The 24,934-nt window shown below is 66.7% G+C and carries 22 protein-coding genes; 10 read left to right on the plus strand and 12 right to left on the minus strand.

Features of this window, described 5'->3' with window-relative positions; all coding sequences use genetic code 11:
• The 4 genes from NP3_RS49850 to NP3_RS19270 all read right to left on the minus strand — a co-directional run.
• Positions 1-337: hypothetical protein (locus NP3_RS49850; RefSeq protein ID WP_218024881.1), on the minus strand; the 337-nt coding region annotated here is incomplete at its 3' end.
• A gap of 622 nt (positions 338-959) precedes the next feature.
• Positions 960-2,936 carry a serine/threonine-protein kinase gene (locus NP3_RS50475; RefSeq protein ID WP_245721018.1) on the minus strand — a complete coding sequence of 659 codons (1,977 nt, stop codon included), beginning with the start codon at positions 2,934-2,936 and terminating at the stop codon, positions 960-962.
• Between the two features lie 72 nt (positions 2,937-3,008).
• A complete protein-coding gene (locus NP3_RS19265; protein WP_063042993.1) occupies positions 3,009-3,662 on the minus strand; it encodes a response regulator in 654 nt (217 codons plus the stop codon).
• A gap of 38 nt (positions 3,663-3,700) precedes the next feature.
• On the minus strand, positions 3,701-5,074 hold the full coding sequence (locus NP3_RS19270) for a sensor histidine kinase (protein ID WP_063824820.1): 1,374 nt from the start codon (positions 5,072-5,074) through the stop codon (positions 3,701-3,703).
• A 158-nt stretch (positions 5,075-5,232) separates the two neighbouring features.
• Between NP3_RS19270 and NP3_RS19275 the strand changes: the two genes are divergently transcribed.
• The 3 genes from NP3_RS19275 (at position 5,233) to NP3_RS19285 (ending at position 8,902) form a co-directional block, all read left to right on the plus strand.
• Complete coding sequence (locus NP3_RS19275) at positions 5,233-5,622, plus strand: hypothetical protein (protein WP_245721019.1); 390 nt, start codon at positions 5,233-5,235, stop codon at positions 5,620-5,622.
• An 89-nt stretch (positions 5,623-5,711) separates the two neighbouring features.
• Positions 5,712-6,413: an ABC transporter ATP-binding protein gene (locus NP3_RS19280; protein WP_245721020.1), complete on the plus strand. Its 702-nt coding sequence runs from the start codon at positions 5,712-5,714 to the stop codon at positions 6,411-6,413.
• Complete coding sequence (locus NP3_RS19285) at positions 6,410-8,902, plus strand: ABC transporter permease (RefSeq protein WP_063042981.1); 2,493 nt, start codon at positions 6,410-6,412, stop codon at positions 8,900-8,902. Before NP3_RS19280 ends, NP3_RS19285 begins: the two co-directional genes overlap by 4 nt.
• 254 nt (positions 8,903-9,156) lie before the next feature.
• Here the strand turns inward: NP3_RS19285 and NP3_RS46850 are convergent, their stop codons facing one another.
• Positions 9,157-11,424, minus strand: a complete 2,268-nt coding sequence (locus NP3_RS46850; RefSeq protein WP_245721021.1) for a serine/threonine-protein kinase — start codon at positions 11,422-11,424, stop codon at positions 9,157-9,159.
• A 264-nt stretch (positions 11,425-11,688) separates the two neighbouring features.
• On the opposite strand from NP3_RS46850, the gene NP3_RS19295 reads away from it, so the two are divergent.
• Positions 11,689-12,576, plus strand: coding sequence for a serine hydrolase (locus tag NP3_RS19295; protein WP_063042982.1), 888 nt, complete (start codon positions 11,689-11,691; stop codon positions 12,574-12,576).
• On the opposite strand, the gene NP3_RS19300 is transcribed toward NP3_RS19295, so the two are convergent.
• Positions 12,573-13,238 carry a response regulator gene (locus NP3_RS19300; protein ID WP_040693694.1) on the minus strand — a complete coding sequence of 222 codons (666 nt, stop codon included), beginning with the start codon at positions 13,236-13,238 and terminating at the stop codon, positions 12,573-12,575. The two genes, NP3_RS19295 and NP3_RS19300, sit on opposite strands and share 4 nt — an antisense overlap.
• A 149-nt stretch (positions 13,239-13,387) precedes the next feature.
• The gene (locus NP3_RS19305) at positions 13,388-14,620 is read right to left on the minus strand and encodes a sensor histidine kinase (RefSeq protein WP_373864769.1); all 1,233 of its coding nucleotides are present in this window, start codon (positions 14,618-14,620) and stop codon (positions 13,388-13,390) included.
• A gap of 169 nt (positions 14,621-14,789) precedes the next feature.
• Between NP3_RS19305 and NP3_RS19310 the strand changes: the two genes are divergently transcribed.
• The 4 genes from NP3_RS19310 (at position 14,790) to NP3_RS19325 (ending at position 19,049) form a co-directional block, all read left to right on the plus strand.
• Positions 14,790-15,524 (plus strand): hypothetical protein, encoded by a 735-nt coding sequence (locus NP3_RS19310; protein WP_063042984.1) that lies wholly within the window; start codon positions 14,790-14,792, stop codon positions 15,522-15,524.
• Positions 15,521-16,975, plus strand: coding sequence for an alpha/beta-hydrolase family protein (locus tag NP3_RS19315; RefSeq protein ID WP_084508699.1), 1,455 nt, complete (start codon positions 15,521-15,523; stop codon positions 16,973-16,975). Before NP3_RS19310 ends, NP3_RS19315 begins: the two co-directional genes overlap by 4 nt.
• A gap of 60 nt (positions 16,976-17,035) precedes the next feature.
• Positions 17,036-17,482 carry an SRPBCC domain-containing protein gene (locus NP3_RS19320; RefSeq protein ID WP_063042985.1) on the plus strand — a complete coding sequence of 149 codons (447 nt, stop codon included), beginning with the start codon at positions 17,036-17,038 and terminating at the stop codon, positions 17,480-17,482.
• Between the two features lie 325 nt (positions 17,483-17,807).
• Positions 17,808-19,049 carry an SGNH/GDSL hydrolase family protein gene (locus tag NP3_RS19325; protein ID WP_063042986.1) on the plus strand — a complete coding sequence of 414 codons (1,242 nt, stop codon included), beginning with the start codon at positions 17,808-17,810 and terminating at the stop codon, positions 19,047-19,049.
• A 187-nt stretch (positions 19,050-19,236) separates the two neighbouring features.
• Here NP3_RS19325 and NP3_RS19330 read toward each other — a convergent pair whose 3' ends face one another.
• The gene (locus tag NP3_RS19330; RefSeq protein WP_063042987.1) at positions 19,237-19,824 is read right to left on the minus strand and encodes a TetR/AcrR family transcriptional regulator; all 588 of its coding nucleotides are present in this window, start codon (positions 19,822-19,824) and stop codon (positions 19,237-19,239) included.
• A 109-nt stretch (positions 19,825-19,933) separates the two neighbouring features.
• Here NP3_RS19330 and NP3_RS19335 point away from each other — a divergent pair, with 109 nt between their 5' ends.
• Positions 19,934-20,779: an SDR family NAD(P)-dependent oxidoreductase gene (locus NP3_RS19335; RefSeq protein WP_063042988.1), complete on the plus strand. Its 846-nt coding sequence runs from the start codon at positions 19,934-19,936 to the stop codon at positions 20,777-20,779.
• A gap of 85 nt (positions 20,780-20,864) precedes the next feature.
• Here the strand turns inward: NP3_RS19335 and gatA are convergent, their stop codons facing one another.
• Positions 20,865-22,337 (minus strand): Asp-tRNA(Asn)/Glu-tRNA(Gln) amidotransferase subunit GatA, encoded by a 1,473-nt coding sequence (gene gatA / locus NP3_RS19340; protein ID WP_063042989.1) that lies wholly within the window; start codon positions 22,335-22,337, stop codon positions 20,865-20,867.
• The gene (gene gatC / locus NP3_RS19345; protein WP_063042990.1) at positions 22,334-22,633 is read right to left on the minus strand and encodes an Asp-tRNA(Asn)/Glu-tRNA(Gln) amidotransferase subunit GatC; all 300 of its coding nucleotides are present in this window, start codon (positions 22,631-22,633) and stop codon (positions 22,334-22,336) included. Before gatC ends, gatA begins: the two co-directional genes overlap by 4 nt.
• Positions 22,634-22,894: 261 nt before the next feature.
• On the opposite strand from gatC, the gene NP3_RS19350 reads away from it, so the two are divergent.
• On the plus strand, positions 22,895-23,545 hold the full coding sequence (locus tag NP3_RS19350) for an ACT domain-containing protein (protein ID WP_063042991.1): 651 nt from the start codon (positions 22,895-22,897) through the stop codon (positions 23,543-23,545).
• A gap of 48 nt (positions 23,546-23,593) precedes the next feature.
• On the opposite strand, the gene NP3_RS19355 is transcribed toward NP3_RS19350, so the two are convergent.
• Both NP3_RS19355 and NP3_RS19360 read right to left on the minus strand, forming a co-directional pair.
• Positions 23,594-24,103 carry a GNAT family N-acetyltransferase gene (locus tag NP3_RS19355; protein WP_063042992.1) on the minus strand — a complete coding sequence of 170 codons (510 nt, stop codon included), beginning with the start codon at positions 24,101-24,103 and terminating at the stop codon, positions 23,594-23,596.
• Between the two features lie 298 nt (positions 24,104-24,401).
• Positions 24,402-24,746: a hypothetical protein gene (locus tag NP3_RS19360; protein ID WP_063042996.1), complete on the minus strand. Its 345-nt coding sequence runs from the start codon at positions 24,744-24,746 to the stop codon at positions 24,402-24,404.
• Positions 24,747-24,934 lie beyond the last annotated feature (188 nt).

Genomic DNA, 24,934 nt, shown 5'->3' on the forward strand with positions numbered 1-24,934 from the left:
TCCGCGCGTGAGACAGATCGACACGATTTATGTCGCGCCCGGCCGTATTACGCGTGGAGATCAGTCGCGCCATCAGGGCGACGACCAAAATTATTCCGATAACCAATAGCTCCGCCCGGCTCGGATTCTTCCGGATGGCGCTGAAGGGACCTATCAGAAACAACAGGAGACCAGCCGCGATAGCGATCACCAGCGACAGAGTACGACGCAGCATGCGAATCGCTCTTGCAGCTTTGGTCGATGGTAGCAATGTCGACTTCGTCGGCCTACGGCGCCGCAGCATTGGCACCACCGCCCGATTTTCCATGTCCGCTACGGACGTAACAGCAATTGTCACACCAACTGCTCGGTATTTTGTTTGCGACGGTAAATGGACTAGGACTCATTGTGCTCATTCACACAGGTAGATACTTTCGATGGTTGAAGCAACCACTCGACCATCCCCCTGACGCAATGGTGATCGACTGGTAGCCGATACTGCTCGTTGCCTTGTCACAATCATCGCTCGACACCTGGTGCGATGTTTCACAATTCGTGAATGAACCCGGTTTTCCCGAATGGGCAAGTTGAACTCCCACAAAATCGCGCACTACATGCGTGCACACAGGAAATATTTCAGAATTGGATAGCTAACCACAAGGTCACACCAACCGCGACCGGGCAAGCGCAGTGCCGCACAGCGGATCGTCGATTTCGGTGGTGTAGAGCCGGTCCTGCGAGCCGTCCTTGACCTCCAAGACGTGCGTGGGGTTCTCCTCGTGAGGTGCGAGTGGCGAGCCCCGGTATGGATCGGCAGCAAGCGCGGTACCGCGGGGTCAGGCGCACGCACCCGACCGGAGAACTACACCCGCTATCTCGGGGCCACCGGCGTCCGCTGGCCCCGAGATAGCGTGGACGCAACGAGATCGAAGCTGTAAGTTTCGCCGTGTGGACACGACGTGTTCGCCGCGGCTTCTGCGTCAGTAGATGTAGACCACCGCGTTTTCACCGCCGGTGCAGGTCACCAATTGTCCCTCCGCGACGCAGTTCATGGTGTAGGTCCGGCCGGTCACCGGACTGGCTGCCACTACCGAGCGCGATGAGCGCGAGACGTTCGTGGCGGCGGATTCGGCGTAGGCCTTGCGGACCGCTTCCGCGAAACCGCAGCTGGTGACCGAGGATCCGGTGGCCGACTGGGTGAAGCTGCCTGCGACGGGTTGGCCGTTCGTGCAGTTCGTCGCGCCCGCGGGCAGGGTGACCGAGGTGGGTGCGGCCTTCGTGGTCGAGGTCGACGGCGATGTGGTCGAACCGCCTGCGGTGCCGATGGCGGCCGTCGTGGTCACCCGCGCACCTGCCTGCACATTCGAATCCCCGGATTTGCCGGAGCCGAGCACCTGCCAGCCGATGGCACCACCGACCGCAAGCACCACGATGACGAAGACGGTGACCATGATCGGCAGCATGACCGATCGATCCCGCTGATCCGGATCCGCGGCGGGATCCTCTGCGTAGTAATCGTTTTCGTAGTCGGGTTCGGCATAGCCCTGCGGCGAATACTCGGCCGGTCGGGGCGACGGCCGGTACGGGTTGGGCGCCGCATGGGCGGGACCGCGCGGCGGCTCGAATGGCGGTGTGCCGGAAAAGGGTTCCGGCAACGGGACCCGGCGCGTCTCCGGAGCAGACGAATTCTGTTGCGCACCATACTGTTCCGGATACTGCCGTGCCGGGTATCGAGCCTCCGGGTACCCCGCTTCGGGGTAATGCGACTCTGGATACCGCTGAGTCGGCGGAGCCGCCGGATCACCCGGGTACCGGGGTGACGGCAAGTGCTGCGGAAACTCGGGCGGCGACTCCTCGTACAAATGCGCATCCGGAAACGGCCGCACCTGCCGACCGACCCCGGGCGACCCGAACGGCGGACCTGCGGGCGGCTGCGGCGGCAACGGCGTGAACTGGAGGTCGGCGGGTGAGACCACCGTCGGCCCGGTCGGATGGATCACCGCCGGAATCGTTCCCGTCGACTCCGCGGGCGAGGCCGGACCGCGGTGCACCACAGCCTGATCCGACGGTCCGCGCGACGGATCGGGCGGCCGCACGATCAGTGTCGGCGTATTCGCGGCGGGCGCGGTGCCGAGTGCGGCCCTGGCCGCGCGCGCCAGATCGGTGGCGGTCGGGAAGCGATCGGCGGCTTCCTTGGCCATGCCGCGGGCGATCACCTCGTCCATCGCCGCTGGCACGCCCGGTCGCTGCACGCTCGGTCGCGGCGGCGCCTCGGTGAGGTGCGACCGGATCAGCCCACTCATGCTCCCGGACGGGAACGGTGTTGCTCCGGTGAGGCATTCGTGCAGTACACAAGCGAGTGAGTAGATATCGGCGCGACCGGTCACCGGTCCGGAATCGAATCGCTCCGGGGCCATGTAGGTGTAGGAGCCGATGGCCATGCCCGCCTGGGTGACCGCGCTGTCGCCCTCGATATGAGCGATGCCGAAGTCGACCAGGTAGGCGAAATCCGCCTCGGTGACCAGGATGTTGGCCGGTTTCACATCGCGGTGCACGAGGCCGTCGGCGTGCGCGGCGTCCAAACCGGCCGCGATCTGCTCGATGATGCCGATCGCGCGCTCGGCGCTCATCGGCCCCTGATTGCGCAGGATCTTGCGCAGATCGGTGCCGGGCACCAGCCGCATATCGATGAACAGCACACCGTCGATCACGCCCCAGTCGTGGATCGGGATGATGTGCGGTTCGGCCAGCCGGGCCGCCGCCTGCGATTCGCGACGGAAGCGCACCTGGTAGACCGGGTCCCTGGCGAGTTCGTCGGACAGCAGTTTGACCGCGACCACGCGGTCCTTCACCGTGTCGTACGCCTCGTAGACCTCGCCCATACCCCCTTTGCCGAGCAGCGCTCTGAGCTCATACGGCCCGAACCGCGTGCCGACTCTCCATCCAGGTCCGTCCACCCCGTCATTCCTCCACATCCCGGGCAAAGATCGCCCATCACCAGCTCCGGGTATGCGCGATCCGGCTGCCCGTCAACCCGTGGATTGTCCTGGTGCGACCACCCCGTGGTCAAACGCAAACACGATCGCGGCAGCCCGATCCCGCAGCTCCAGTTTGCCGAATATATGTCCGACATGGCTCTTGACGGTGACTTCGGAGATGCCGAGGTCGCGTGCGATCTCGGCATTGACGCGCCCGCGCCCGATCAATTCGAGCACCTCGTACTCGCGTGCCGTGAGTTCGGAGAGTCGGCTGTCGTCGCGGGTGGCGGCGAGTCGAACCGTCCGATATGCCGAGAGCACCCGACCGGTGACCGACGGGTCCAACCAGGCTCCGCCGACGGCGACTGTGCGAACGGCCCGGATGAGATCTTCGGCGGGCGAATCCTTCAGGATGAATCCGGCCGCTCCGGCCCGCAATGCTCCGGAAAGCAGCTGGTCGTCGTCGAAGGTGGTGAGCACCAGCACCGGCGGCGCACCGTCGCGCGCACGCAGCATGCGGGTCGCGTCGATGCCGCCGACGCGTTTCATGCGCAGATCCATCAGCACGACATCGGGTCGATCGGCCGCTATCGCGGCGGGTACCTCGTCGCCGTCGGCGCATTCGATGACCACGAAACCGTCGCGCCGCCGCAGGATGCGCCGCAGTCCACCGCGGACGAGTTCCTGATCGTCGACGACCAGCACGGTGACCGTCTCCTCGCCACCGGCCGCAGCCCCTGTCGTCACGCGCCCTCCCCCACCGCGCCGTCGCGCCGCATGTCACGCACCGCACTCGCGGCCCCATGGATCACGTCGGGCAGTCCACACGACATCGACCAGGCCCGCGCGCCGCTCAGCGGGAATTCGGCTCGCACAGTCCAGCCGTCGTCGTATGGCCCGGTCTTGATGCGGCCACCGAGCAGTTCGGCACGCTGGCGCATACCGGACAGTCCCATCCCGCCGCCGAGATCCGGCGGCAATCCCTTGGGCAGCGAATTGTTCACGATGAGCCGGGCCACCGACGAGTCCACCTCCAGCCGCACGATCGCGGTCGCGCCGGGCGCATGTTTGATCACATTGGCCAGGGACTCCTGGCCGATCCGATAGAGCGCCAGCCCGACCGCCGCGGACACCGCGGACAGATCCTCGGTACGGGTATAGCGAACATCCAATCCGGCCCCGGCGAAATCACCGACCAGATCATCGATATCGCGGATGCCGGGCTCCGGCACGAGTTTGGACGGCCGGGCGTCGAGCAGGCCGATGGTGCGGCGGATATCGGCCATGGCCTGTCTGCCGAGTCGCTCGGCGTCGACCAGTGCGTCCACCGCTTCGTCCACGTCACGGTCGGTCTGCAGGGCGTGCCGGGCGGCGGTCAGATGCAGCAGGGTGATGCTCAGCGAATGCGCGATGACGTCGTGCACCTCACGCGCGATCCGGCTGCGCTCCGCGTCGGCGGCGCGTTCGGCCCGGATCTGCTGGCTCTGGCGTTCCTGATAGAGGAATTTGCGCTGGTACTGCAGCATCACGCCGACCAACCAGCCGAGCGCGATCCCGACGATGTACATCTGCAGGCCCTGCAATCGCTGACCCGACGCACTCCACATCAGGTGACCGGCCGCATCGAAGGCCGTCAACTCGAGCACCGCGACCACCGCGAACAATGCGCTGAAGCGTTTTCGCACGATGGCCGCGACCTCGCCGACCATCACCGCCAGGATGAACGGGGAAAGGTCGGACGACACCGGCTGGGTGAGCATGATCGCCGTCGCGACCAAGCCGGAGACCACGAGCAGGATCGGGCTCGGCGTCACACCGAAGAAGCAGAACAGCGGCACCGAGACGAAGACCAGGACGAGCGCCAGAATCGGCAGCGCGGTCGGAAAATATTCGTGGCGCTGAATGACCGCGCCGACACCGACCACAAGCAGAGCCGCGTCGGCGCTGATCATCACCGAGGGCGGGTAGTCGAACGGCAGCTCTTCGAGATTGCGGCGCAAGACCGCGACCGGGTTGCGCACGAAGGCCACGAACCGATCCCGGACACGCCCACTTTCGCGGAACGGTATCGCCGGTTGGGCGCCCGCCGACGATGCGATGGCGTGGGTCACATCCATCCTGTAAGGCTAACCGCCTGGTCGGGGCAGGTGCATCGTACTCGGAGCGGGTCGCTGCTCCTACCGCGGTAGGAGATCGATTCGCGTCCCTGGCACGAAGACACCGTATTTCGTCGTCCGTAGCGTGAGATCTACCAAATCACGGAAGGACATATGCGATGTCCGATCATTTCGAGCGACCTGCAAGCAATCGCTACGGCGATCATTTCGAGCGACACGCCAGTCATAACGGATGGGAAGATCACCACCGCCGAACCGAGATCGTGCACACCGTGCTCACCCGCGCGGCCATCGATCCGGCCAGCCCCGACCTGTTCGCGGAGATCCCGGAGCTGGACCGGTTGTTCGGCGGACCGGAGGGCCTCTTGCTCGCGTTGCGATATCGGTGGAATATCCATCTCGACGCGAAATTGGACCAGGCGCTGGTGCAGGGCCAATCCACGGTCGAGGCCTATCTCGAACTCGCCGCCGAGCAACCGGTCCTGCGCGCCGTGCTCGACGCGCAGTATCGCCGCCGAGTTCAGGCGGCCGAGGCGATGGCGCGATAACGCGCAGGTGCGACACTGCGGTGCGCCACAATCGACCAAGATCGAATAGTTGAGAAAGAGGGTGGGGGACCGCCATGTCGGATCAGGCCATGCTGGAACTGACGGATATCACCAAGGAATATCGCGTCGGCGAACAGGCGGTGCGCGCACTGGACGGCATCAGCCTGCGCATCGAATCCGGTGAATTCACCTCGATCATCGGGCCGTCCGGCTCCGGTAAGAGCACGCTGTTGCATCTGCTCGGCGCACTCGATACCCCCGACTCCGGGTCGATCCGCTTCCGGGGTGAGGAGATCGGCGGCCTCGACGACGAGCGGCAGTCCGAATTCCGCCGCCACCGTGTCGGTTTCATCTTCCAGTTCTTCAACCTGCTGCCGACCCTCACCGCCTGGGAAAATGTCGCCATTCCGAAGCTGTTGGACGGCACCGGATTACGCAAGGCCAAACCGCGCGCGCTGGAACTGCTCGACCTGGTCGGGCTGGGTGAACGCGCCGCCCATCGGCCCGCCGAATTGTCCGGCGGTCAGATGCAGCGCGTCGCGGTGGCGCGGGCATTGATCATGGATCCGCCGCTGATCCTGGCCGACGAACCGACCGGCAATCTGGATTCCAAGACCGGTGCGTCCATCCTGAAACTGCTCGGCGATATCGCGGGCAACGGAAATTCGGTGGTGATGGTGACCCACGATATGGGCGCTGTCGAATACTGCGACCGCGTGATCACGTTGCGCGACGGGCAGATCGGCTCCAATGACAAGGTCGATATCGCCGCGCGGACGGTGCGCGCGTGATCGGCGCGGCCTGGGATCGGCTGCGGCTGTTCAATATCGGTGAACTGCTCGCCCACCGCGGCCGCACCCTCATGTCACTGGCGGTGATGTCCATTTCGGCATCGCTGCTGGTCGCGGTGTTCAGCATCTCCGGTTCGGTCACCGGTTCGGTGGACCGGCTCACCCGCAGTCTCGGCGGCAATGCCGTATTGGAGGTCACCGGGATCACCGACGCGGGCTTCGATCAGCAGGAACTGCAACGCATCGCGACCACACCCGGCGTCGACAAGGCAGTGCCGATGTTGCGCGCACAGGTCGGATCGGGCGCCGATAAGGCGCTGCTGATCGGCGCCGACACCAGCATTACCGCACTCGGCAGCGATCTGGGCGGGCCGATGGCCGCGCAGGCGAGCAAATTGCTCACCGTGCCGAACGGTGTCCTGGTCGGATCCGGGATGGGACGCGCCGAGGGTGAACATTTCACGCTCGGCTCTGGAACCGTCACTGTCGCAGCGGTTCTCGATAAAAAGACCTCCAAGCAGCTCAACGGTGGCCACCTCATCGCCGCCCCGCTCGGGCTCGCGCAGAAACTCACCGACCGCGTCGGGCGGCTGGACTCGATTCAGATCATCGCGGCCGACGGCACCGATGTCGACCAGTTGCGCGAGACGCTGACCAAGGTGGTCGACGGACGCGCCGTGGTCGCCGATCCCGGGCTGCGCACCGCACAGGCCGGTGGCGCCATCCAGATCGTGCGGTACTCGACGCTCATGGCCTCGGCGGCCGCCCTGATCGTCTCGGCATTCCTGATCTACAACGCGATGAGTATGGCGGTCGCCCAGCGCAGGCCGGTGTTGTCCATGCTGCGGGCGATCGGCGGCAAGCGCGGGCCGATGGTGCGTGACCTGCTGGTCGAGGCGGCGCTGCTCGGCGTGCTCGGCGGACTGGGTGGCGCGGTGGTCGGCGCCGCCATGGGTGGTGTCGCGATCGGCAAACTTCCCACCGCCATCATGCAATCGGTGGAGGCACGCACCGAATACATGGTGCCCGGGTACGCGATTCCGATGGCGATCGGCGCCTGCGTGGCGGCCAGCGTGCTGGCGGCTGCCATCGCGGCGCGCCAGGTGTACAAGGTCGAACCGATCGAGGCGCTGGCGCCGGTGGGGGTGGCGCGCACCGATACGACGAGTGCGGCACTGCGCTGGACCTCGATCGTGCTCGGCGCCGGCCTCATCGTCAGCGCGATCGTCATTGCCGAGGCCGATCTGGGCCGCATATCGCTGGCATCGATCTCGATGTCGTTCGCCGGGGCGGTGACGCTGTGCTTCGCCGCCACCGGACCGATCGTGCGGGCCGCGGCGGCGATCGCCGGACGCTTCGGCGCACCGGGCACGCTCGGGGCCACCACCCTCGAACGCGCACCGCGACGGGTCTGGGCCACCGCGATGACGGTAATGATCGGCGTATCCGCCACCGTCGCGATGGGCGGGGGCTCGCGCAATATGGTCGATTCGGCCACCGCCTCCTTCGCGGGCTTCAGCGACACCGATCTGTTCGTCAGCACCAGCTCGATGGAGCAGTTCCCGACGGGTCCGTTGCTGCCCAACGGATTACGCGAGAAGATCGCCGAAGTGCCCGGTGTCAGGGAGGTCGGGCCCGCACAGATGGCCTTCGCCACCCTCGGCACCGGGCGGGTGATGTTGCAGGGATATCCGAGCGAGGCGGACGAATCCGAGACCGGCTCGGTGAGTCGAGAAGTCATGGCCCACTTGGCCACCGGGGAAGGGGTGGCGATTTCTCGGGATGTCGCGCGATCGCTCGGTGTCGGCGCCGGGGCCGAATTGACCCTGCCGACCCCGACCGGCAACCACACCGTGCGGGTGCTGGACGTGATTCCGTATATCTCGGCCATCTCGGGTGTGGTCGTGATGAACCTCGACCAGATGCGCGCGTGGTATCAGCGACCAGGTGAAACCGTGCTCGCGGTGCATTTCCAACCGGGCGCGGACAAGTCGGCGGTGCAGGCCGCGGTGCGGCGCGTGGTGCCCGCGGATATCCACGTAGACACCGGCGCGCAAGCGGTTGTCGCCATCTCCTCCAGCCTGCGGCAGGGCTCGGCGATCAGTTACGCCATCTTGTGGATCGTGGTGTTAGTGGCCACCGTGGCACTGCTCAACACCCTCATGCTCTCGGTCCTGGAACGCCGCCGCGAACTCGGCGTACTGCGGGCCATGGGCACCAGCCGCAAGTTCCTGCTGCGCTCGGTGCTCGCCGAGGCCGTCGGCATCGGATTCATCGGCGCGGCAATAGGTCTCGCGGCCGGTGCGGCGATCCAATATCTGGCGACCGTCGCCGTCGGGCACGCGCTGACCATCGACATCGCGTACCAGCCGAGCCCGATGCTGCTGGTCTACGGCACCGCCGCACTCGCATTGGCGCTGCTCGGATCGATTCCGCCCGCGTTGCGGGCGGCCCGGATGCCGATCGTGGAGGCGTTGGCGGTCGACTGAGTATCGGGTTGCCGCATTGCGTGCGACCGTCCGATCGGCTTGTTCGGCAGGGTGATACGGCCGCGCATGGTGAGCGGGCATGGTGATCGACTCGTCCGTCGTCGAGTCAGGCTGCCCGCGCGCGGTCCCAACGGCAAATGCGCCCAGCTCGGGTTAGTTGCTCGGTCCGGGCGACACCGGGTGGACTTGTCGCGAGTGGCGCGATCAACATCCAGACTTCCGAGTCGGCACTAATTCGGCTGTCCAGCAGGCAATTACAGCGGCGCTGCGTCCCACCAGGCAGTGAGTGCGTCTTGGGCCGTCGGTGTCGGCGGGACGGTTTGCACTCCACCGGCGGTGCCGTGGTTGCTAACGTACACCAGGAAATTCGAGCGGACCGGGTCGGATTCGAAGCTCACCACCAGTTTGGCGGTGTGGTAGAAGGGCTGGAGGGGGCCGGGTGGGTCTTCCACGACCCAGCGGTGAGTATTGACCGGGATTCCGCTTTTCTTACCGGCCGTTGCGACATTGGCGGGCAGCGCCTGGACCACGGCTCGGGCATCAGCGGCGGAGGCGTATTCGAGGATGGTGTAACTCATCTGCGTGGTGGCCTGGGTTTCGCGATGGCATTCCCAAGCGGTGACCCACGGGCTGGATTTCAAGGGTTCGTCCTCGATCCCCAGCGGCTCCCCGGCCTCCGATGCCATGCAGCGCGCGTCTTGATAGGCCTCGCCGAAATCGTCCTTGCCCTGCGGCACCAGATTCGGGAAAAGCCTGCGGCTCTTGGCAAGTACATCGGACGGAGCGGCCGCCGTCGTTGAGGTAACGGGTGGCGGCACGGCGGCATCGGGCGGGCCTTCCGACTCCCAGCCGACGACCACGAGCGTGCCCATTACGGCGACAACCGCGACCACGATGCCGACGGCGATCCAGCCGACCAGCACGGCCGTACTCCGGCCGTGGTCCGGAGTCGGTTGCGGGCCAGCGGCATTCGGCCCGAAGGGCGGTGGTGCCGCACCAGGCGGCAGCGCGGACGGCGGCTGTTGCGGCGGCTGACCCGGAATCGGTGGTCCCTGAGTCGGCTGACCCGGAATCGGTGGTCCCTGAGTCGGCTGGCCCGGGATCGGCGAGCCCTGCGCCGCTGGGGCCTGCACCGGTTGGCCCTGTACCGGCACGCCCTGCATGGGCTGGCCCTGCGCCGGTTGTCCCTGCGCCACAGGCCCCTGTGCGCCCTGCTGAGGCGGAGCCGCCTGCTGCGATGCCGCCGGATATGCCGCCGCTTGCGCTGCCCCCGGCTGAGGTGGATACGCCGCAGCTTGTGGTGCCCCTTGCGCCGGTGGCACACCCGGCTGCGCAGGCGCCAACGAGTACCCCGCGGCCTGCGGCGTCCCCTGCGCCGGTGGCCCCTGCGTCGTCGGTGCACCCGGCTGCGGCGCCGCTTGCTGCGCAGGGTAACCCGCGGCCTGCGGCGCCCCTGGCGCCATCGGTTGCTGTAGCGGTGGATAGGCCTGCGGCGCAGCACCATATCCAGCGGGCCCGACCGCCTGCGTGGACTGTGCGAAGGCCCCCTGATCAGCGGGCACACCGAATCCCGGTGCGGGCGGCGCGGATCCGGCGGCCTGTCCCGGATACACCGGTGGGAAGCCTGGATTCACCTGCACGGCGGCAACCGGTGGTGCGGTCAATGCCTTGCGGGCCGCGGCGGCGAACTCGACACATGTCGCGTACCGATGTTCGGGACGTTTGGCCATCGCCTTGGCGAGCACCCCGTCCAGCGCGGGATTCAAACCCTGGCGGCGGGTCGCCAATGGTGCGGCGACATGTTGCAGATGCCCGCGGATGATGTCGTTCGGATCGGGCGCGTCGAATGGCGCCATGCCGGTGAACAGCCAGTACAGCGCGCACGCCAACGAGTACTGATCGGTGCGGTTGTCCAGCTTGGCGCCGGTCATCTGCTCGGGCGAGGCGTAGGACAGGGTCGCGCTGAACATGCCGGTCTGGGTCAGGTGCGTGGAGTCCTCGCGCAACCGGGCGATACCGAAGTCGGTCAGAAAGACCCGCTCGCCCTGCCCGCCGGTGGAACGAGCCAGCAAGAAGTTGGCGGGCTTCACATCCCGATGCAGCACACCCATGCCGTGCGCGTAATCCAGTGCCGCCGAGACACCCTCGATGATCTGCACCGCCCGCTCCGGCGGCAGTGTCATCGGGTCCACGGTCGCCGCGTCGACGCCGTCGATGTACTGCATGGAGATCCAGAGCTGATTGTCCTCGGAGCCGCGGTCGTAGACGGCGACGATATTCGGGTGGTCCAGATGCGCGGCCAGATCGGCCTCCCGATCGAAGCGCGCACGCACCTCGGCGTCGGTGAACAACTCCCGATTCAGCAGCTTCAGCGCCGTCTGCTTACCGAGGCGGGGGTGTCTGGCCAGGTATACCGAGCCCATGCCCCCCTGGCCGAGCAGCCGCTCCACGGTGAACCCGGCGAACACCTCACCGCTGTTCAGCAACGCGACCCCCTTCAGGTGACTGCGGCCCTCGGACATCGGTCGTCCGAGCGCGTAAACAGAGTTGTGAGCCTACCGGGTAGCCCCTTGGCCACGCTGTTTCGAATTCTCCGGGAAAATCGGCGAAACTATCAACAGGGCGTCAGCACCCGGTCGGCCTCTTGGCATGACTCGGTGCTGATCGCGCGACGTCCGGTCACCGACCGGGCGGGTGTGACGAGGATGTTTTTCGCACCGCCGATGGAACAACGGGTGTCAGGTTGTGGTGGCGCGGAGAACGCGGCGGTGAGGTCTACAAGAACGATGGTGAATTATCGGGTGGCGCTGCGCGGCGCGGCACTCACGGTTTTGGTCACGCTCACCTCCTGTTCCCTCTTACCCAGCACCCACGACGCACCCGCGGAGCCGACGCTACCCGTCGAACGGCCCGGATCCTGGCATCCCGGCTGGTCGATCTCGCGGCCCGATTCGCTGGCCGCCGATTTCACCCAACTGCAGCCGAATCTGCCGGGGCAGGTCGGGATGGCCATCATGCCGGTCGGCGGCGGCCGGATGACCATCTTCGGCGACTGGACCAGCGGCATCGCCTGGTCCACCATCAAGGTGCCGCTGGCCATCGCCGCGCTGCGGCACGACCCGACCGGCGTCGTCGAATACGCGCATGAGGCGATCACCGTCTCGGATAATGATGCGGCCGAAGCACTCTGGGAGTCGCTCGGTGACGGCGAAGAGGCCGCGCGGGCCGTTCAGGAGGTCCTCGACGAGGCCGGTGACGCGCTGACCAATGTGTACGGACCGAAGACCAGCATGGACTACATCGCATTCGGCGCGACCGAATGGACGCTGGCCAATCAGGTGCGCTTCGCCTCGCAGCTGCCGTGCCTGCCCGAGTCCGGCACCGTGGTCGAGTTGATGGAACAGATCACGCCGGAACAGCGCTGGGGCCTCGGCACCATCGAGGGCACCGAATTCAAGGGCGGCTGGGGCCCGGACGACGAAACCGGCGTCTACACCGTCCGTCAGTTCGGCATCGTGCCGACCCGGTCCGGCGGTGTCGCGGTCGCGCTTGCGGCACAGGCGGATTCGGGCACCTTCGAGGATGCGACCGCCCTGCTCGATCGGCTGGCCCGGCTGCTGTCGCGACACCTCGACGATCTCAACGGCGGTAAGTGCCAGCAGCAGCCGCGCTAACCCGGGGTGACCAGACCGGATTCGTAGGCGAGTACCACCGCCTGTGCGCGGTCGCGCAGATTCAACTTCGAAAATACCTTGGAGACATGGGTTTTCACGGTCTGCTCGGCGACGAACAGCGCGGTGGCGATCTCGGTATTGGACATGCCCTTGGCGATCAACTCCAGCACCTCGCGTTCACGCGGAGTCAGTGACGCCAGCGCGGGTGTGGGTTTGACGCGGCTCGCGCTACGGCGGCGGGTGACATCGGCGATCAGTCGGCGGGTGACCGTAGGGGCGAGCAGGGCTTGGCCGTCGGCGACCACGCGCACCGCGCGCACCAACTCCTCGGCGGGCGCGTCCTTGAGCAGGAATCCGCTGGCGCCGATGCTCAATGCCTCGTAGACGTAATCGTCGATATCGAAGGTGGTCAGCATGAGGACCCGCACCGGCGGGTCGAAGCCAGCGGCGAGGATGGCGCGCGCGGCGTCGAGTCCGTTCATCTCCGGCATGCGCACATCCATCAGCACCACATCCGGGCGCAGCCGCTTGGCCTCGGCGACGGCGACCTTTCCGTCCGGCGCGTCACCGACCACGCTGATATCGGATTGCGCGGCGAGCAGGGCGCCGAAACCCTGACGCACCATGGCCTGGTCGTCGGCGATCAGAACAGTAATTGCCACCAGCAGAGCCTATCCGCCCACTCCGGCCGGACAAGTCGGGTGCCACATGCGTCACATTCAGGTGCACGGCGAGTTCGAGCGTACCCGGCGATCTGGCCGTTTCCATTCGAAATCAATTGCCCTGTAATAATTTTCGTGGAGCAAGACGCTCAAACTTCTTCGGCGGCAGTCACCGTAACGGTCATCACCGGGTCGAGAGCCGACCCGGACGCCGGAGTGATCGGCAGCCGGGCTCGAACCTCGAAACCGCCATCCGCACGCGAACCCGCCGATACCTCGCCGCCGACCGCGAGCGCACGCGCCCGCATGCCCGCGATGCCGTGACCGCCGTTGCCGACCGGTCGCGCGACAGTAGCGCTCAGCGCATTGCCGACGCTCAGCTGCAGTGCGTCGGCGCCGATCACGATCGCCACCTGCACCGGTGCGCCCGGAGCGTGCCGGGAAGCGTTGGACAACGACTCCTGGACGATCCGGTACAGCGCGAGACCGACCGAATCCGGGACCGGATCCAGCAGTCCGTCGACGGTCCAGTCGATGCGCACCCCGGCGCGGCGGGCACCCTCGAACAAGCCGAGCACATCGGCGGCCTTCGGTTGCGGTGCGTGTTCGGGCAGTTGACCGTCGCTGCGCAGCACACCGAGCATCCCGCGGATCTCGTTCAATGCCTCGCGGGCGGTCGCGCCGATGGATTCGAATTCCGCGCGAGCGGCGGGAGTCACGCCCTCGACCCGATAGGGCGCGGTCTGGGCCTGCACCACGACCAGGGACATGTGATGGGCGACGACATCGTGCAGGTCACGGGCGATGCGGGCCTTCTCTTCCAGGATGGTGCGCCGGGCCCGCTCCAGCTCGTTCTCCTCCTCCTGGGCCAGCAACTGTTTGCGCGACTGCACCAGCCAGCGCACCAGCATCGCGAACAGCACGACGGCGGCGAAGGCGATCGGCCAGGCCCACGCGCCGCCGGAGATGTCACCGTCGCTGGTCATCGTGGTGGCCAGCAGCAGCGAGGTCGCTCCCCAGGCGACCGCGACGATCGGGACCGCCGCGCGCAGGGCCACCGCGAACAGCAGCGCGAACAGGCACAGAATGTGCACGACCTGGATCGGGATCTCATTGTCCGGCTGATTCGGGATGGCCAGGGCGATGAGCAGGGCCGAACCCGCGGATATCGCCCAGCCCAACGCCGGGTTGAGCCGGATCAGCAGGATGGGAAACGCGGCGAGTGCGGCGATGAACGGCTGCACCGCGACCGGCACGTCATGGGTGAGGTGCAGCGTCGGCCACGCTACGGCGTAGAAGATCACCGCGAGCAGCACGGTGAACGCGTCGAACCACATCCGCGCGTTCATTCCCTTGATCCCGCTACGACGTTTTTCCCTCATGGCTACGACAGTAGGAAGCTCGAGCGGTCTGGGTCCTCATACCCACGGGTGAATTCCGGTCCGATACCGGAGTAGGAGGGCTCGCACGCGCTCCCCCGGCGGCACGGGCCGGGAAACCGCTCCGCGGCGTGAGGTGGCGTAGCGGGATGGATTCCTACCGTCGAGCACCATGAGCACACCGACCATCGATCAATCCGTCGCACGACGCTGTGCAGCACTCACAGCGGCCGCACTGACCACCATGGCGGCCACCATCATGCTGGCGCCCGCGGCGCATGCCGCCACCGTCGAGCGGCCGGTGGAGAATGCGTCGGCCGGTGCCGCGGTGGTCGGCCTGACCTCGGGCGGGCCAGGGTCGGTCGATGTGATTCCCGCCGATTTCGCGGAGCGGTTCGGGTATCGACCAGCTGTTGTCGATGGGCTGCTGGTCAATCCGGTTGGGGGTTGCTCGTCGCCGGTGACGTTGCCCAGTGAGTTCGAGACCGCTTGCAAGGCACATGATTTGGGTTATGACCTACTGCGTTATGCGGACGCGCAGGGTCAGCCGCTGAGCGGGTGGGCCAGGCAGGCGCTGGATGCGACGCTGGCAGTGCATATGCACGAGGCGTGCGCGGCTCGGGACGACGCGTTCTCGCGGGCACGGTGCGGTGCGATGGCGAGCATTGCGGACACGTTCGTCGATCTGAATTCGCGGCGGCAGGACTATGGCGTGCCGGTTGCCGAATCCGGCTTCGGGGGACAAGATTCCGGGAACAGCGGGTGGATCGTCGGTGGCGGTCTGGTCGGGCTCGGGGCGGCCGGGTTCCTGCCGTCCGTCCGGCAGCGGCTTACCGATGTGCGGGATCGACGTCGTTCTTCGGTACGAGCTTCGAATCGTATCGGCGGTCTGGGGGTTCAGGCATGAGCACGTTGACCGCGACCAGACCGGTTTCCCCCCGGAACGATTCGGGCTCGTCGCCCAGCTCGAGCATTTCACCCGGACCGGAAAATCGCTGGAAGAAGCTCGTCACCAAGGGATTTCACCGTGGCGTGCGGCCACGAATCGGCACGACGCTCGGAATCGGTCTCGGCACCTCGATATCCTTGGCTCCCAGCCTGCTTCCGCGCACACCGAGTGCCCAGGCGATGTCGACCGCGCTACTCACCGCAGTTGCGCTGGCCGTCGCCGGGTTTCTTCGGTTTGCGTTGCGGCGCTGGGATTTCGATATCAACCGTCGGATGGATCGATTCCGCACGCCGTTGCTCGGCGTGGCCGTGCTCACGGTCGTCGGCATGGTCGTGCAGGCAACCCATTGGCAGAACCGGTTGCGTGCGGCGATGGATACCGCGCTGATCGGTCCGGACTATTGGCTGCGCTGGGCGCTCGCATCCGTAGCAATCGTGGGGGTTGTCGCCGGAATCGTCCGCGCAACCGGATGGTTCGCGCGCAAGCTGGGTTCGGCGCGCAGTGTCGCCGTCGGGGTGGTGGCGGTGTCGGTGCTCTACCTCGTCGGGGTACCCGCGGTTGTCGATTGGCGGCGCAGTACCTATGCCGCCGCCAATGCGACGATCGATCCCGTACTGGTGCAACCGGTTTCGTCTGTTCGGTCCGGAAGCGCCGAATCCGCGGTCAGCTGGCCTTCATTAGGCGCGGAGGGACGCAAGTTCGTCACCGGATCACCCGCCGGACCGATCCGGGTGTACGTCGGACTCGACTCCGCACCCGATCTCGATTCCCGTGTGGCCCTGGCCATTCGGGAACTGGAACGGTCCGGCGGGTTCGAGCGGTCCAATATCGTGCTCGCGGTGCCGACCGGGTCCGGATGGATCGATGCGAATGCGGTTCGCGGGTTCTACGAACGCTTCGGCGGTGATGTCGCACTCGTCGGGATGCAGTACTCCTACGCCCCCAGCTGGGTGACCTTCGTCTTCGGACGCGACGATGCGGTCGCGTACGCGCGAGCACTGTTCGATGCCGTGGAGCGTCGCATCGACATGCTCGACCACAAGCCCGAGCTCTACGTCTACGGGCAGAGCCTCGGCGCGCTCGGCGGGAGCTCGATATTCGCCGACGACGCCGACCAGGACCGTCGGACCTGCGCGGCGCTCTGGGCGGGCCCACCCGCCGGTCAGGTGCATCGGGCGGGCGCGACGGTATTGGCCAACAGCTCGGATCCGGTGGTGCACTGGTCGCCGTCGCTGCTGTGGCGCGCACCCGAGCTCCGCGATGTCCGGGTGGATGCGCCCGTGCCGCAATGGCTTCCGGTGATCAGCTTCCTGCAGACCAGTGCGGATCTGCTCGCCGCACTGAACGCGCCGCCGGGCCACGGTCACCGCTACGGCACCGATCAGGGCACCGCCATGGGCGCCTGCTGACCCGCGACTTTCCTGCTGAGAGGCTTGATCAGCTATAGAACATGTTCTAATTTGCTAACCATGTCCTTTGTCATCGATGCCACCGTCGAAATCGACGCCCCCGCCGAACTGGTGTGGCAGGTGATCACCGACCTGCCCCGCTACGGCGAGTGGAACCCCTTCTGCATCGAATGCCGCAGCACCCTCGTCCCCGGCGAGCCGATCGATATGCTGGTCGCGCTCTCCGGCTCCAGCCCGCGCCGCCAGCGCGAATGGATGGTCTCGCACACCCCGGGCACCGAACTCAGCTACTCGATGAAGCCGGTCCCCCTCGGCGCCCTGCACAGCCTGCGCTCACACCGCGTCACCGCACTCGGCCCCGACCGCACCCGCTACGAATCCCACTTCGAACTCGGCGGCTGGCTGCACCCCTTGGTCGTAACCGCCCTCGGCAAAAACCTCCGACGCGGCTTCGCGGGCATGACCGAAGGCATCCGAAAGCAAGCCGAATCCCTCCGCGCCAACTGATTGCACGCGGCACTGACCGCACGCCCCGCTGATCCGAACCCCTGAGCGGTTGCCACACCGCCCGGGTAGGTCGCAGACCGACATGCCGCCCGACGCGCAGAGCCCCGTTCGCGAAGATGTGCCGGAGCTCGCGGATCGACTATTTCGAGTTCGATCCCGAACACTGAGGTATCCGAGCAACGCTCGAACGAAGGTCTGTGCGGGCGGGTGTGGTCGGGGTCTGTTCGGGGTAAAGGTGGGGTGGGGGAATGCGGGTTCGGGTCGGGTGGTTGTGTGGACCGTCCGATGAGCGGATCGGATCCACTGCCACAGAAGGGGTTTCGTCGTGCGTACAGTTCGTGCCGTGGTAGCGCTGCTGCTGGTGCTACTGCCCGCCACCATCGGCACGGCGGGCGCGAATCCACCGAAGCCATTCGTTTGGACGACGGTCTGGGCGACCTCGGCGCATCAGCCGAGCAAGGCATTCGTGGCCAATTGGGCGGAGAGCGGATTCACGAATCACACGGTGCGCCAGGTGGTTCGGGTCAGTGACGGTGGTCTGACCACTCGGGTGCGGCTGACCAACCGCTACGGGACGACACCGCTCGCGGTCGCGGGCGCGACGATCGCCCGCAGCGCCGCCGATGGCGCGATCGATCCGGACAGCGTGCAGAATCTGACTGTCGGCCTCGCCCCGTCGTTCCGCATCGCGCCGGGCGCCGATCTCGTGACCGATCCGGCCATGCTGTCGCTGGCGCCGCTGGAGTCGGTGACCATCACCCTGTACCTGGCCGAACCGACCGGCCCGGCCACCCAGCACGCCCAGTCCTTCGCCACCACTTACCGGGCAAACGGCGACCACCGCGCCGACGCGACCGCCGCTGCCTTCACCGAGACCAGCCAATCCTGGTACTACCTGACCGGCGTCGAGGTCGCGAATGTCGCGCCGCCGCGCTCGGCATTGGTGGCCTTCGGCGATTCGATCACCGAAGGCGTCGGCTCCACCCGCAATTCCGACAATCGCTACCCGGACGAACTCGCCGAACGCCTGGCCGCGGCAGGCATACCGCGTGCCGTACTCAACGAGGGCATCGGCGGCAATCGCGTCACCGTGGATTCCAGCTGGCTGGGTGACAGCGCACGGACCCGATTCCGGCACGACGTGCTCGACCAGCCCGGCGTCGGCACCGTGATCATCCTGGAGGGCACCAACGACATCGGCCTCAGCTCCGGCGTGACCGCCGTGGACACCGTCGTCGACGTCTCCCCCGAACAGCTCATCACCACCTACCGCGACCTGATCGCCCAGGCCCGCGCCGCCGGACTCCGCGTCCTCGGCGCGACGCTGCCCCCCTTCGGCGATTCGCCCTACTTCAACGATGCGGCCGAAAACAAGCGCCTGGCGGTCAACGAATGGATCCGGACCGCAGGCGAATACGACTCCATCGTCGATCTCGACGCCGCACTCGCCGACCCGACCGATCCGCACCGCCTGGCCCCCGCCTACGACAGCGGCGACCACCTGCACCCCAATGACGCCGGGTACCGCACCATGGCCGCGACCGTAGACCTCACCGACATCCGCTGACCCGCCCGCACCGAATCAGCTTGTTCCACTGCCCCAAGAAGGGGTTGATGGCCTCCTCCATGTAATGCGGTATCGAGTCACCCGCTACGACCGTGCAGTCGCCGAGATCTTCCAGACCGATCGAGTCACGATGGGCGAAGGGATGGTGGCCGGGGCCGATGCGTTGCGACCGTTCAAGGGACGGTGGTCAAGACGCGAGGTGGGACAGGGCGGCTTCGAGGGTGGCGTCGGCGTAGGACTCCGTCAGGCCGGGCAGTCCCAGGGACCAGCGGGATTGGATGGGACCGAGCAGCAGATCGATCGCGAACTCCGTATCGAGATCGGAGCGCAATTGTCCGGCCCGGACGGCAGCGGCCAAGCGTTCGGCAATGGCCGCGCGCTGTGGGAGCAGGAGTCGCTCGCGGTAGGCGTCGGCGAGTTCCTGATCCTGTTGTATCTCGATGTACATCGCCCGCAGGAAGGCTTCGAAACTCGGATCGGTGAGCTCGGCGATCGCGCCGCGGAGCAGTTCACGCAGGTCCGCGCGGATATCGCCGGTATCGGGAAGTACGAGACCATCCGGGCCGGAATCGAGTTCGAGCATCGCGTCGAATACGACCGCCCCCTTCGACGGCCACCAACGGTAGATCGTCTGCTTGCCGACCCCGGCGCGGGATGCGATGGCTTCGACGCTCAACTTCGCGTAGGGCAGCTCGCGGATCAGTTCGGTGGCGGCGCCGAGAATCGCAGCGCGGGCACGTTCGCTGCGCCTGGCTGCGCTGGGGGTTTCGGCCATGGCGAGACTGTACCAAGTTGCGAGACGAAACGTCTCGTCTTGACAAGACCGAGTCGGATTGGCATGGTCGTCAAACGAGACGGAGCGTCTCGCGACGAAAGGATCGACAATGACCAGAACCTGGTTCATCACCGGCGCGAACCGCGGGCTGGGGCGGGCGTTCACGCTCGCCGCGCTCGCCGGTGGCGACCGCGTTGTCGCGACCGCTCGCGATCCACGATCGATGGCCGACATCGACGACGACCGATTGACGGTGCTGCCCTTGGATGTTCGCGACCGCGACCGCGCGATCGCCACGGTGGACAAGGCATTCGCGATCGCTGGCGGTATCGAGGTGATCGTGAACAACGCCGGATACGGTTTGGTCGGCGCGGTCGAGGAACTGACCGAAGCCGAGATCCGCACCCAGATGGATACCAATTTCTATGGCGCACTGTGGGTTTCGCAGGCCGCGGTGCCGCATCTGCGCAAGCAGGGCTCGGGACATATCGTGCAGATCTCGACCGTCGGCGCGGTCGGCAGCCTGCCGCTGTTCAGCATGTACAACGCGAGCAAATGGGCACTCGAGGGTTTCGGCGCGTCACTCGCGGATGAGTTGCGGCCCTTCGGAATTCACGTCACGCTGGCACAGCTCGGCGGGTTCGATACCGATTGGGCGAAATCGAGCATGAAGTTCGCGACGGCGCTCCCGGTGTACAAAGAACTGCGCACCGGCATCCTCGGCATGCCGGACTACCCGGACCCCACCGCCCCACCGCCGGAAACAGATGCCGAGTCCGAGTGGGTGGAAGCTGCCCCGGAAGTCGCTGCGGCGGAACTGATCGCGCTCGTGAATACGCCTAACCCACCGGTGCGCAAGGTAATCGGCCCCGGCGCACACCAAATGGTCGCAATGGCACTGGATCAACGCCGGAAGGACTACCTCAGCGACCCCGAGTTCGTCTGGCCCGCATAAGGATGTCCTGAGCGCCCATTCCCGGTCGAGTTCACGCGGAATCGCGCATGATCGGGACAGGAATGGGCGCTCAGGTCAATACTTCTCAGGCGACCGGACCCCGCGCGGCCTCATACGCCGCACCGACGCGGTACAACCGATCATCGGCAAGCGCGGGAGCCATGATCTGCAGACCCACCGGCATGCCGTCGTCCTTGCTCAGCCCGGACGGCACCGACATCGCCGGATGCCCCGCCAGGTTCGTGGGCAGGGTGCACAGGTCGGAGAGGTACATCGCCAGCGGATCGTCGACCTTCTCACCCAGCTTCCACGGGGTGAACGGGCTGGTCGGGGAGACCAGGACGTCGACCTGCTCATAGGCCTTGTCGAAGTCGCGGGCGATCAGCGTGCGCACCTTGAGCGCCTGACCGTAGTAGGCGTCGTAGTATCCGGCCGACAGCGCATAGGTGCCGATCATGATGCGGCGCTTGACTTCCGGGCCGAATCCGGCGGCGCGGGTCGCGGCCATGACCTGCTCGGCGCTGTGGTTGCCGTCGTCGGCGACGCGCAGTCCGTAGCGCATGGCGTCGAAGCGCGCCAGGTTCGAGGACACCTCGCTGGGCAGGATCAGATAGTAGGAGGCGAGCGCGTATTCGAAGTGCGGGCAAGACACTTCGACGATCTCGGCGCCCAAATCCTTCAGCACACCGACGGCCGCATCGAACGATGCGATGACGCCCGGCTGGTAGCTGTCGGAGTGCAGTTCCTTCACCACACCGACTTTCACGCCGCGCAGATCGCCCGTGGCGCCCTGGCGTGCCGCGGCGACCACCGGCGGCACCGGCACATTCCGGGAGGTGGAGTCGCGCGGGTCGTATCCGGCGACCACCTCGTGCAGCAGCGCGGTATCGAGCACGGTGCGACCACACGGACCACCCTGATCCAGCGAGGACGCACACGCGACCAGACCGAACCGGGAGACGGTGCCGTAGGTCGGCTTGGTGCCGACGGTCGCGGTCACCGCGGCGGGCTGCCGAATCGACCCACCGGTATCGGTACCGATCGCCAGCGGCGCCTGATGCGAAGCCAGCGCGGCCGCCGAGCCACCGCCCGAGCCACCTGGAATCCTGGTGGTATCCCACGGATTCCGGGTCGGACCGAAGGCTGAGTTCTCGGTGGAGGAGCCCATCGCGAACTCGTCCATGTTGGTCTTGCCGAGGATCGGGATGCCTGCGGCGCGCAACCGGCTGGTCAGCGTCGCGTCGTACGGTGCGACCCAGCCCTCGAGAATCTTCGAGGCACATGTGGTCGGCATATCCGTGGTCGTGAAAACATCCTTGAGCGCCAACGGAACTCCGGCCAGCGGCGACGCGGGCGCATCGCCCGCGGCGAGCGCGGCGTCCACCGCTTCCGCCGCGCTGAGCGCCTCGTTGCCCGCCACGTGCAGGAAGGCGTGGTACTCGCCGTCGACGGCGGCGATCCGATCCAGATGCGCCTGGGTGACCTCCACCGAGGTCACCTCGCGGCCGTGGATCTTGGCCGCCAGCTCGGCGGCAGCCAGCCCGGTCAGGTCGGTCATTCGCCCTCTCCCAGGATCTGCGGAACCAGGAACCGCTGGTCCTCGACCGCGGGGGCGCCCGAGAGCGCCTCGTCCGGGGTGAGGCACGGGACGACCTGATCCGGACGCGTCACATTCGTCGCCGGATTCGGCGACGCGGTCGCAGGCACATCGGCGGCGGCGACCTCGGAGATGGTCCGCACGTGACTCAGGATCGAATCCAACTGACCGGCGAACTGATCCAGTTCGGCTTCGGACAGGGCGAGCCTGGACAGCCGGGCGAGGTGTGCGACCTCGTCGCGGGAGATGGCGGGCACCGCGGACCCCTTTCGGCATGATTGAGCTTGGTGAACGGCCACCGAACAGCCTAGCGACTCCCCACTGCACAACTTTCACAGGAGCCGCGCATGCAACGACACACCCCACCGGCTAGCGTGACACGCCGCTTCCGCGCGAATTCGCGCTGTGGCATCCGTCACCGGCCGTACTTCGAGTCGATAACTCGGACTTGTGGGTGTAAGTATTGCGTGACCCGGGTATTCGTTTCAGAGCCTCGGCCGCCAAGGAAAGGAACGCGCGTGTCTTACCTGCTCCGCGTGCAACTTCCGGATCGACCGGGGAGCCTCGGTGCGCTCGCGCTCGCACTGGGCTCCGTCGGCGCCGACATCCTCTCCCTCGACGTGGTCGAGCGGGGTGCGGGATTCGCGGTCGACGATCTCGTAGTCGAGGTGCCGCAGGGTGCACTACCCGACACGTTGATCACCGCCGCCGAATCGATCGGCGACGTGCACGTGGACTCGATCCGCCCGTATTCCGGTGTGCTGGACACCCATCGCGAACTCGAGCTGATCGATCAGGTCGCCAGCGCCCGCGACGATCGGCTACAGGTGCTCGTCGACGGAGTGCCGCGAGTGCTGCGCGTCGGCTGGAGCACGATCATCGACATGGGTCCGCAGGGCGCCTACCGCGTCGTCGGCAGCCAGAGTGCGCCGCAGACGCAGGCGGGTTCGGCGCCGTGGATGCCGTTGGAGAAGCCCGCCGTCCTGGATCCCGAGGGCGACTGGGTGCCGCAGATCTGGCGCGATATGGACACGAAGCTGGCCGCGGCGCCGCTCGGAAATACCGGCAAGGTGCTGCTGCTCGGACGTCCCGGTGGGCCCGACTTCCGGCCGTCCGAGGTGGCGCGACTCGGTTATCTCGCGGGGATCGTCGCGACCGTATTGGGCTGAGGATGCTCTCGAATGCCGACCGCCGCGCCGGTCGGTGCTGTCGGATATTCAGGCTGAGAGATCCAGCCGTAGCACCGACAGCCACTCGCCCGCGTCGGTCTTCCAATCCCGTTCCGGCGCAGGGACGAAACCGAATCGGTCATAGATCCGCCGCGCGTCGGCCATGGCGGGCATCGTGGTAAGCACCACGGTGGCAAAGGATTCGGCCTGTGCGGTTTCGATGACGGTGCGCACCAACGCCGTTCCCGCACCGAGCCCGCGCGCCGACTTCGACACGGCGAGCATCCGGAACTCCAACTCCCCCGGACGGGCGATCTCGGCGTACGGCGTTCCCGGCCGAGCCACCGCCAGCGAACCGACCACCCGATCCTCGTGCACCGCGACCAGCACCTGCGCCGCGCCCGCGCGATGGGTGATATCGGCGAGTTCGGTGACATACGGGCTGCCGGGACGCACATAGCCCTCTCCGACATAGACCTCGACCGTCAGGTCACCGACGGCGTCGTATTCGTCCGGGCGAGCGTCGCGAACGACGACCTGAGAGTCCTGCGCATCCATACCCGGCATCCTCCCACTGCCCAGGCAGCGACTCCCGAACAACCCGGTCGGTCGACTCGACTCGCCGCGTACGTCCGCCGACACGATGCAGGACCGCCACCGAGAGAGAGGGGCGATCAACAAGACTCACCGCGCAAAACCGCCGACTCCATGCGGAGCCGCCGAGACACGGTCCGTCGTGGCAGTCGGGCGCTGGGATGTCATCGGCCGAAGGCACCACTCGGTCCATGCTCCAACGCACGGCATGCAGTGCGGGAAAAATGTGTCACTGCCCCGCCCGCCGCGCGACGGCGGGCGGTCAGGAACCGAGCCCCGGACGCGCGCCCGGATTCGAGATCTGCCAGCGTTCCGGCTTCCCCGACGGGTAGACGACCGGGATGAAATCCCCGATGGCGGGCCAGTTGTTCACGTCCCACACCAGGCGGCCGTACACCACGGTGCCGGGCACCGAAGGGCCGGTCAGATTGCCGGTGATGGTCACGTACTGCTCACCGGTCGCGTCGGGCCGCGGACTCACCCCGGTGACATACAGCGTCCCCGTCTCCGGATTCGACAACCGGACACCGTTGCGGCCACGCAGGTAGAGCATGACCATCGCCACCAGCGCGCCGACCATGATCACCAGCATCGCGAACTGCACCATGGCATCCATGCTATTGGTCCAGGCACGCATACCGCGGCGCCGCCGGGCACGTCAGCAACCACGTCCGGCAAACACGCCCACAGCCTGGACCACGCCACCCGCGCGGTCCAGGCCACTACCGCGGCGCCACCAGACGCGACACCAACCGAGCACCTGCGCACACACGCTCACAGCCCGGACCACACCGC

Origin of the sequence: Nocardia pseudovaccinii NBRC 100343, assembly GCF_001613225.1 — a bacterium.
Taxonomy (GTDB): Bacteria; Actinomycetota; Actinomycetes; order Mycobacteriales; family Mycobacteriaceae; genus Nocardia; species Nocardia pseudovaccinii.

Excerpts from the sequence above, each read along its gene's own strand:
- NP3_RS19270 (WP_063824820.1), bottom strand. The coding sequence starts at position 5,074 with ATGGATGTGACCCACGCCATCGCATCGTCGGCGGGCGCCCAACCGGCG.
- NP3_RS19275 (WP_245721019.1), top strand. The coding sequence starts at position 5,233 with ATGTCCGATCATTTCGAGCGACCTGCAAGCAATCGCTACGGCGATCAT.
- NP3_RS19280 (WP_245721020.1), top strand. The coding sequence starts at position 5,712 with ATGCTGGAACTGACGGATATCACCAAGGAATATCGCGTCGGCGAACAG.
- NP3_RS46850 (WP_245721021.1), bottom strand. The coding sequence starts at position 11,424 with ATGTCCGAGGGCCGCAGTCACCTGAAGGGGGTCGCGTTGCTGAACAGC.
- NP3_RS19295 (WP_063042982.1), top strand. The coding sequence starts at position 11,689 with ATGGTGAATTATCGGGTGGCGCTGCGCGGCGCGGCACTCACGGTTTTG.
- NP3_RS19305 (WP_373864769.1), bottom strand. The coding sequence starts at position 14,620 with ATGAGGGAAAAACGTCGTAGCGGGATCAAGGGAATGAACGCGCGGATG.
- NP3_RS19310 (WP_063042984.1), top strand. The coding sequence starts at position 14,790 with ATGAGCACACCGACCATCGATCAATCCGTCGCACGACGCTGTGCAGCA.
- NP3_RS19315 (WP_084508699.1), top strand. The coding sequence starts at position 15,521 with ATGAGCACGTTGACCGCGACCAGACCGGTTTCCCCCCGGAACGATTCG.
- NP3_RS19320 (WP_063042985.1), top strand. The coding sequence starts at position 17,036 with ATGTCCTTTGTCATCGATGCCACCGTCGAAATCGACGCCCCCGCCGAA.
- NP3_RS19330 (WP_063042987.1), bottom strand. The coding sequence starts at position 19,824 with ATGGCCGAAACCCCCAGCGCAGCCAGGCGCAGCGAACGTGCCCGCGCT.
- NP3_RS19335 (WP_063042988.1), top strand. The coding sequence starts at position 19,934 with ATGACCAGAACCTGGTTCATCACCGGCGCGAACCGCGGGCTGGGGCGG.
- gatA (WP_063042989.1), bottom strand. The coding sequence starts at position 22,337 with ATGACCGACCTGACCGGGCTGGCTGCCGCCGAGCTGGCGGCCAAGATC.
- NP3_RS19355 (WP_063042992.1), bottom strand. The coding sequence starts at position 24,103 with ATGGATGCGCAGGACTCTCAGGTCGTCGTTCGCGACGCTCGCCCGGAC.
- NP3_RS19360 (WP_063042996.1), bottom strand. The coding sequence starts at position 24,746 with ATGGTGCAGTTCGCGATGCTGGTGATCATGGTCGGCGCGCTGGTGGCG.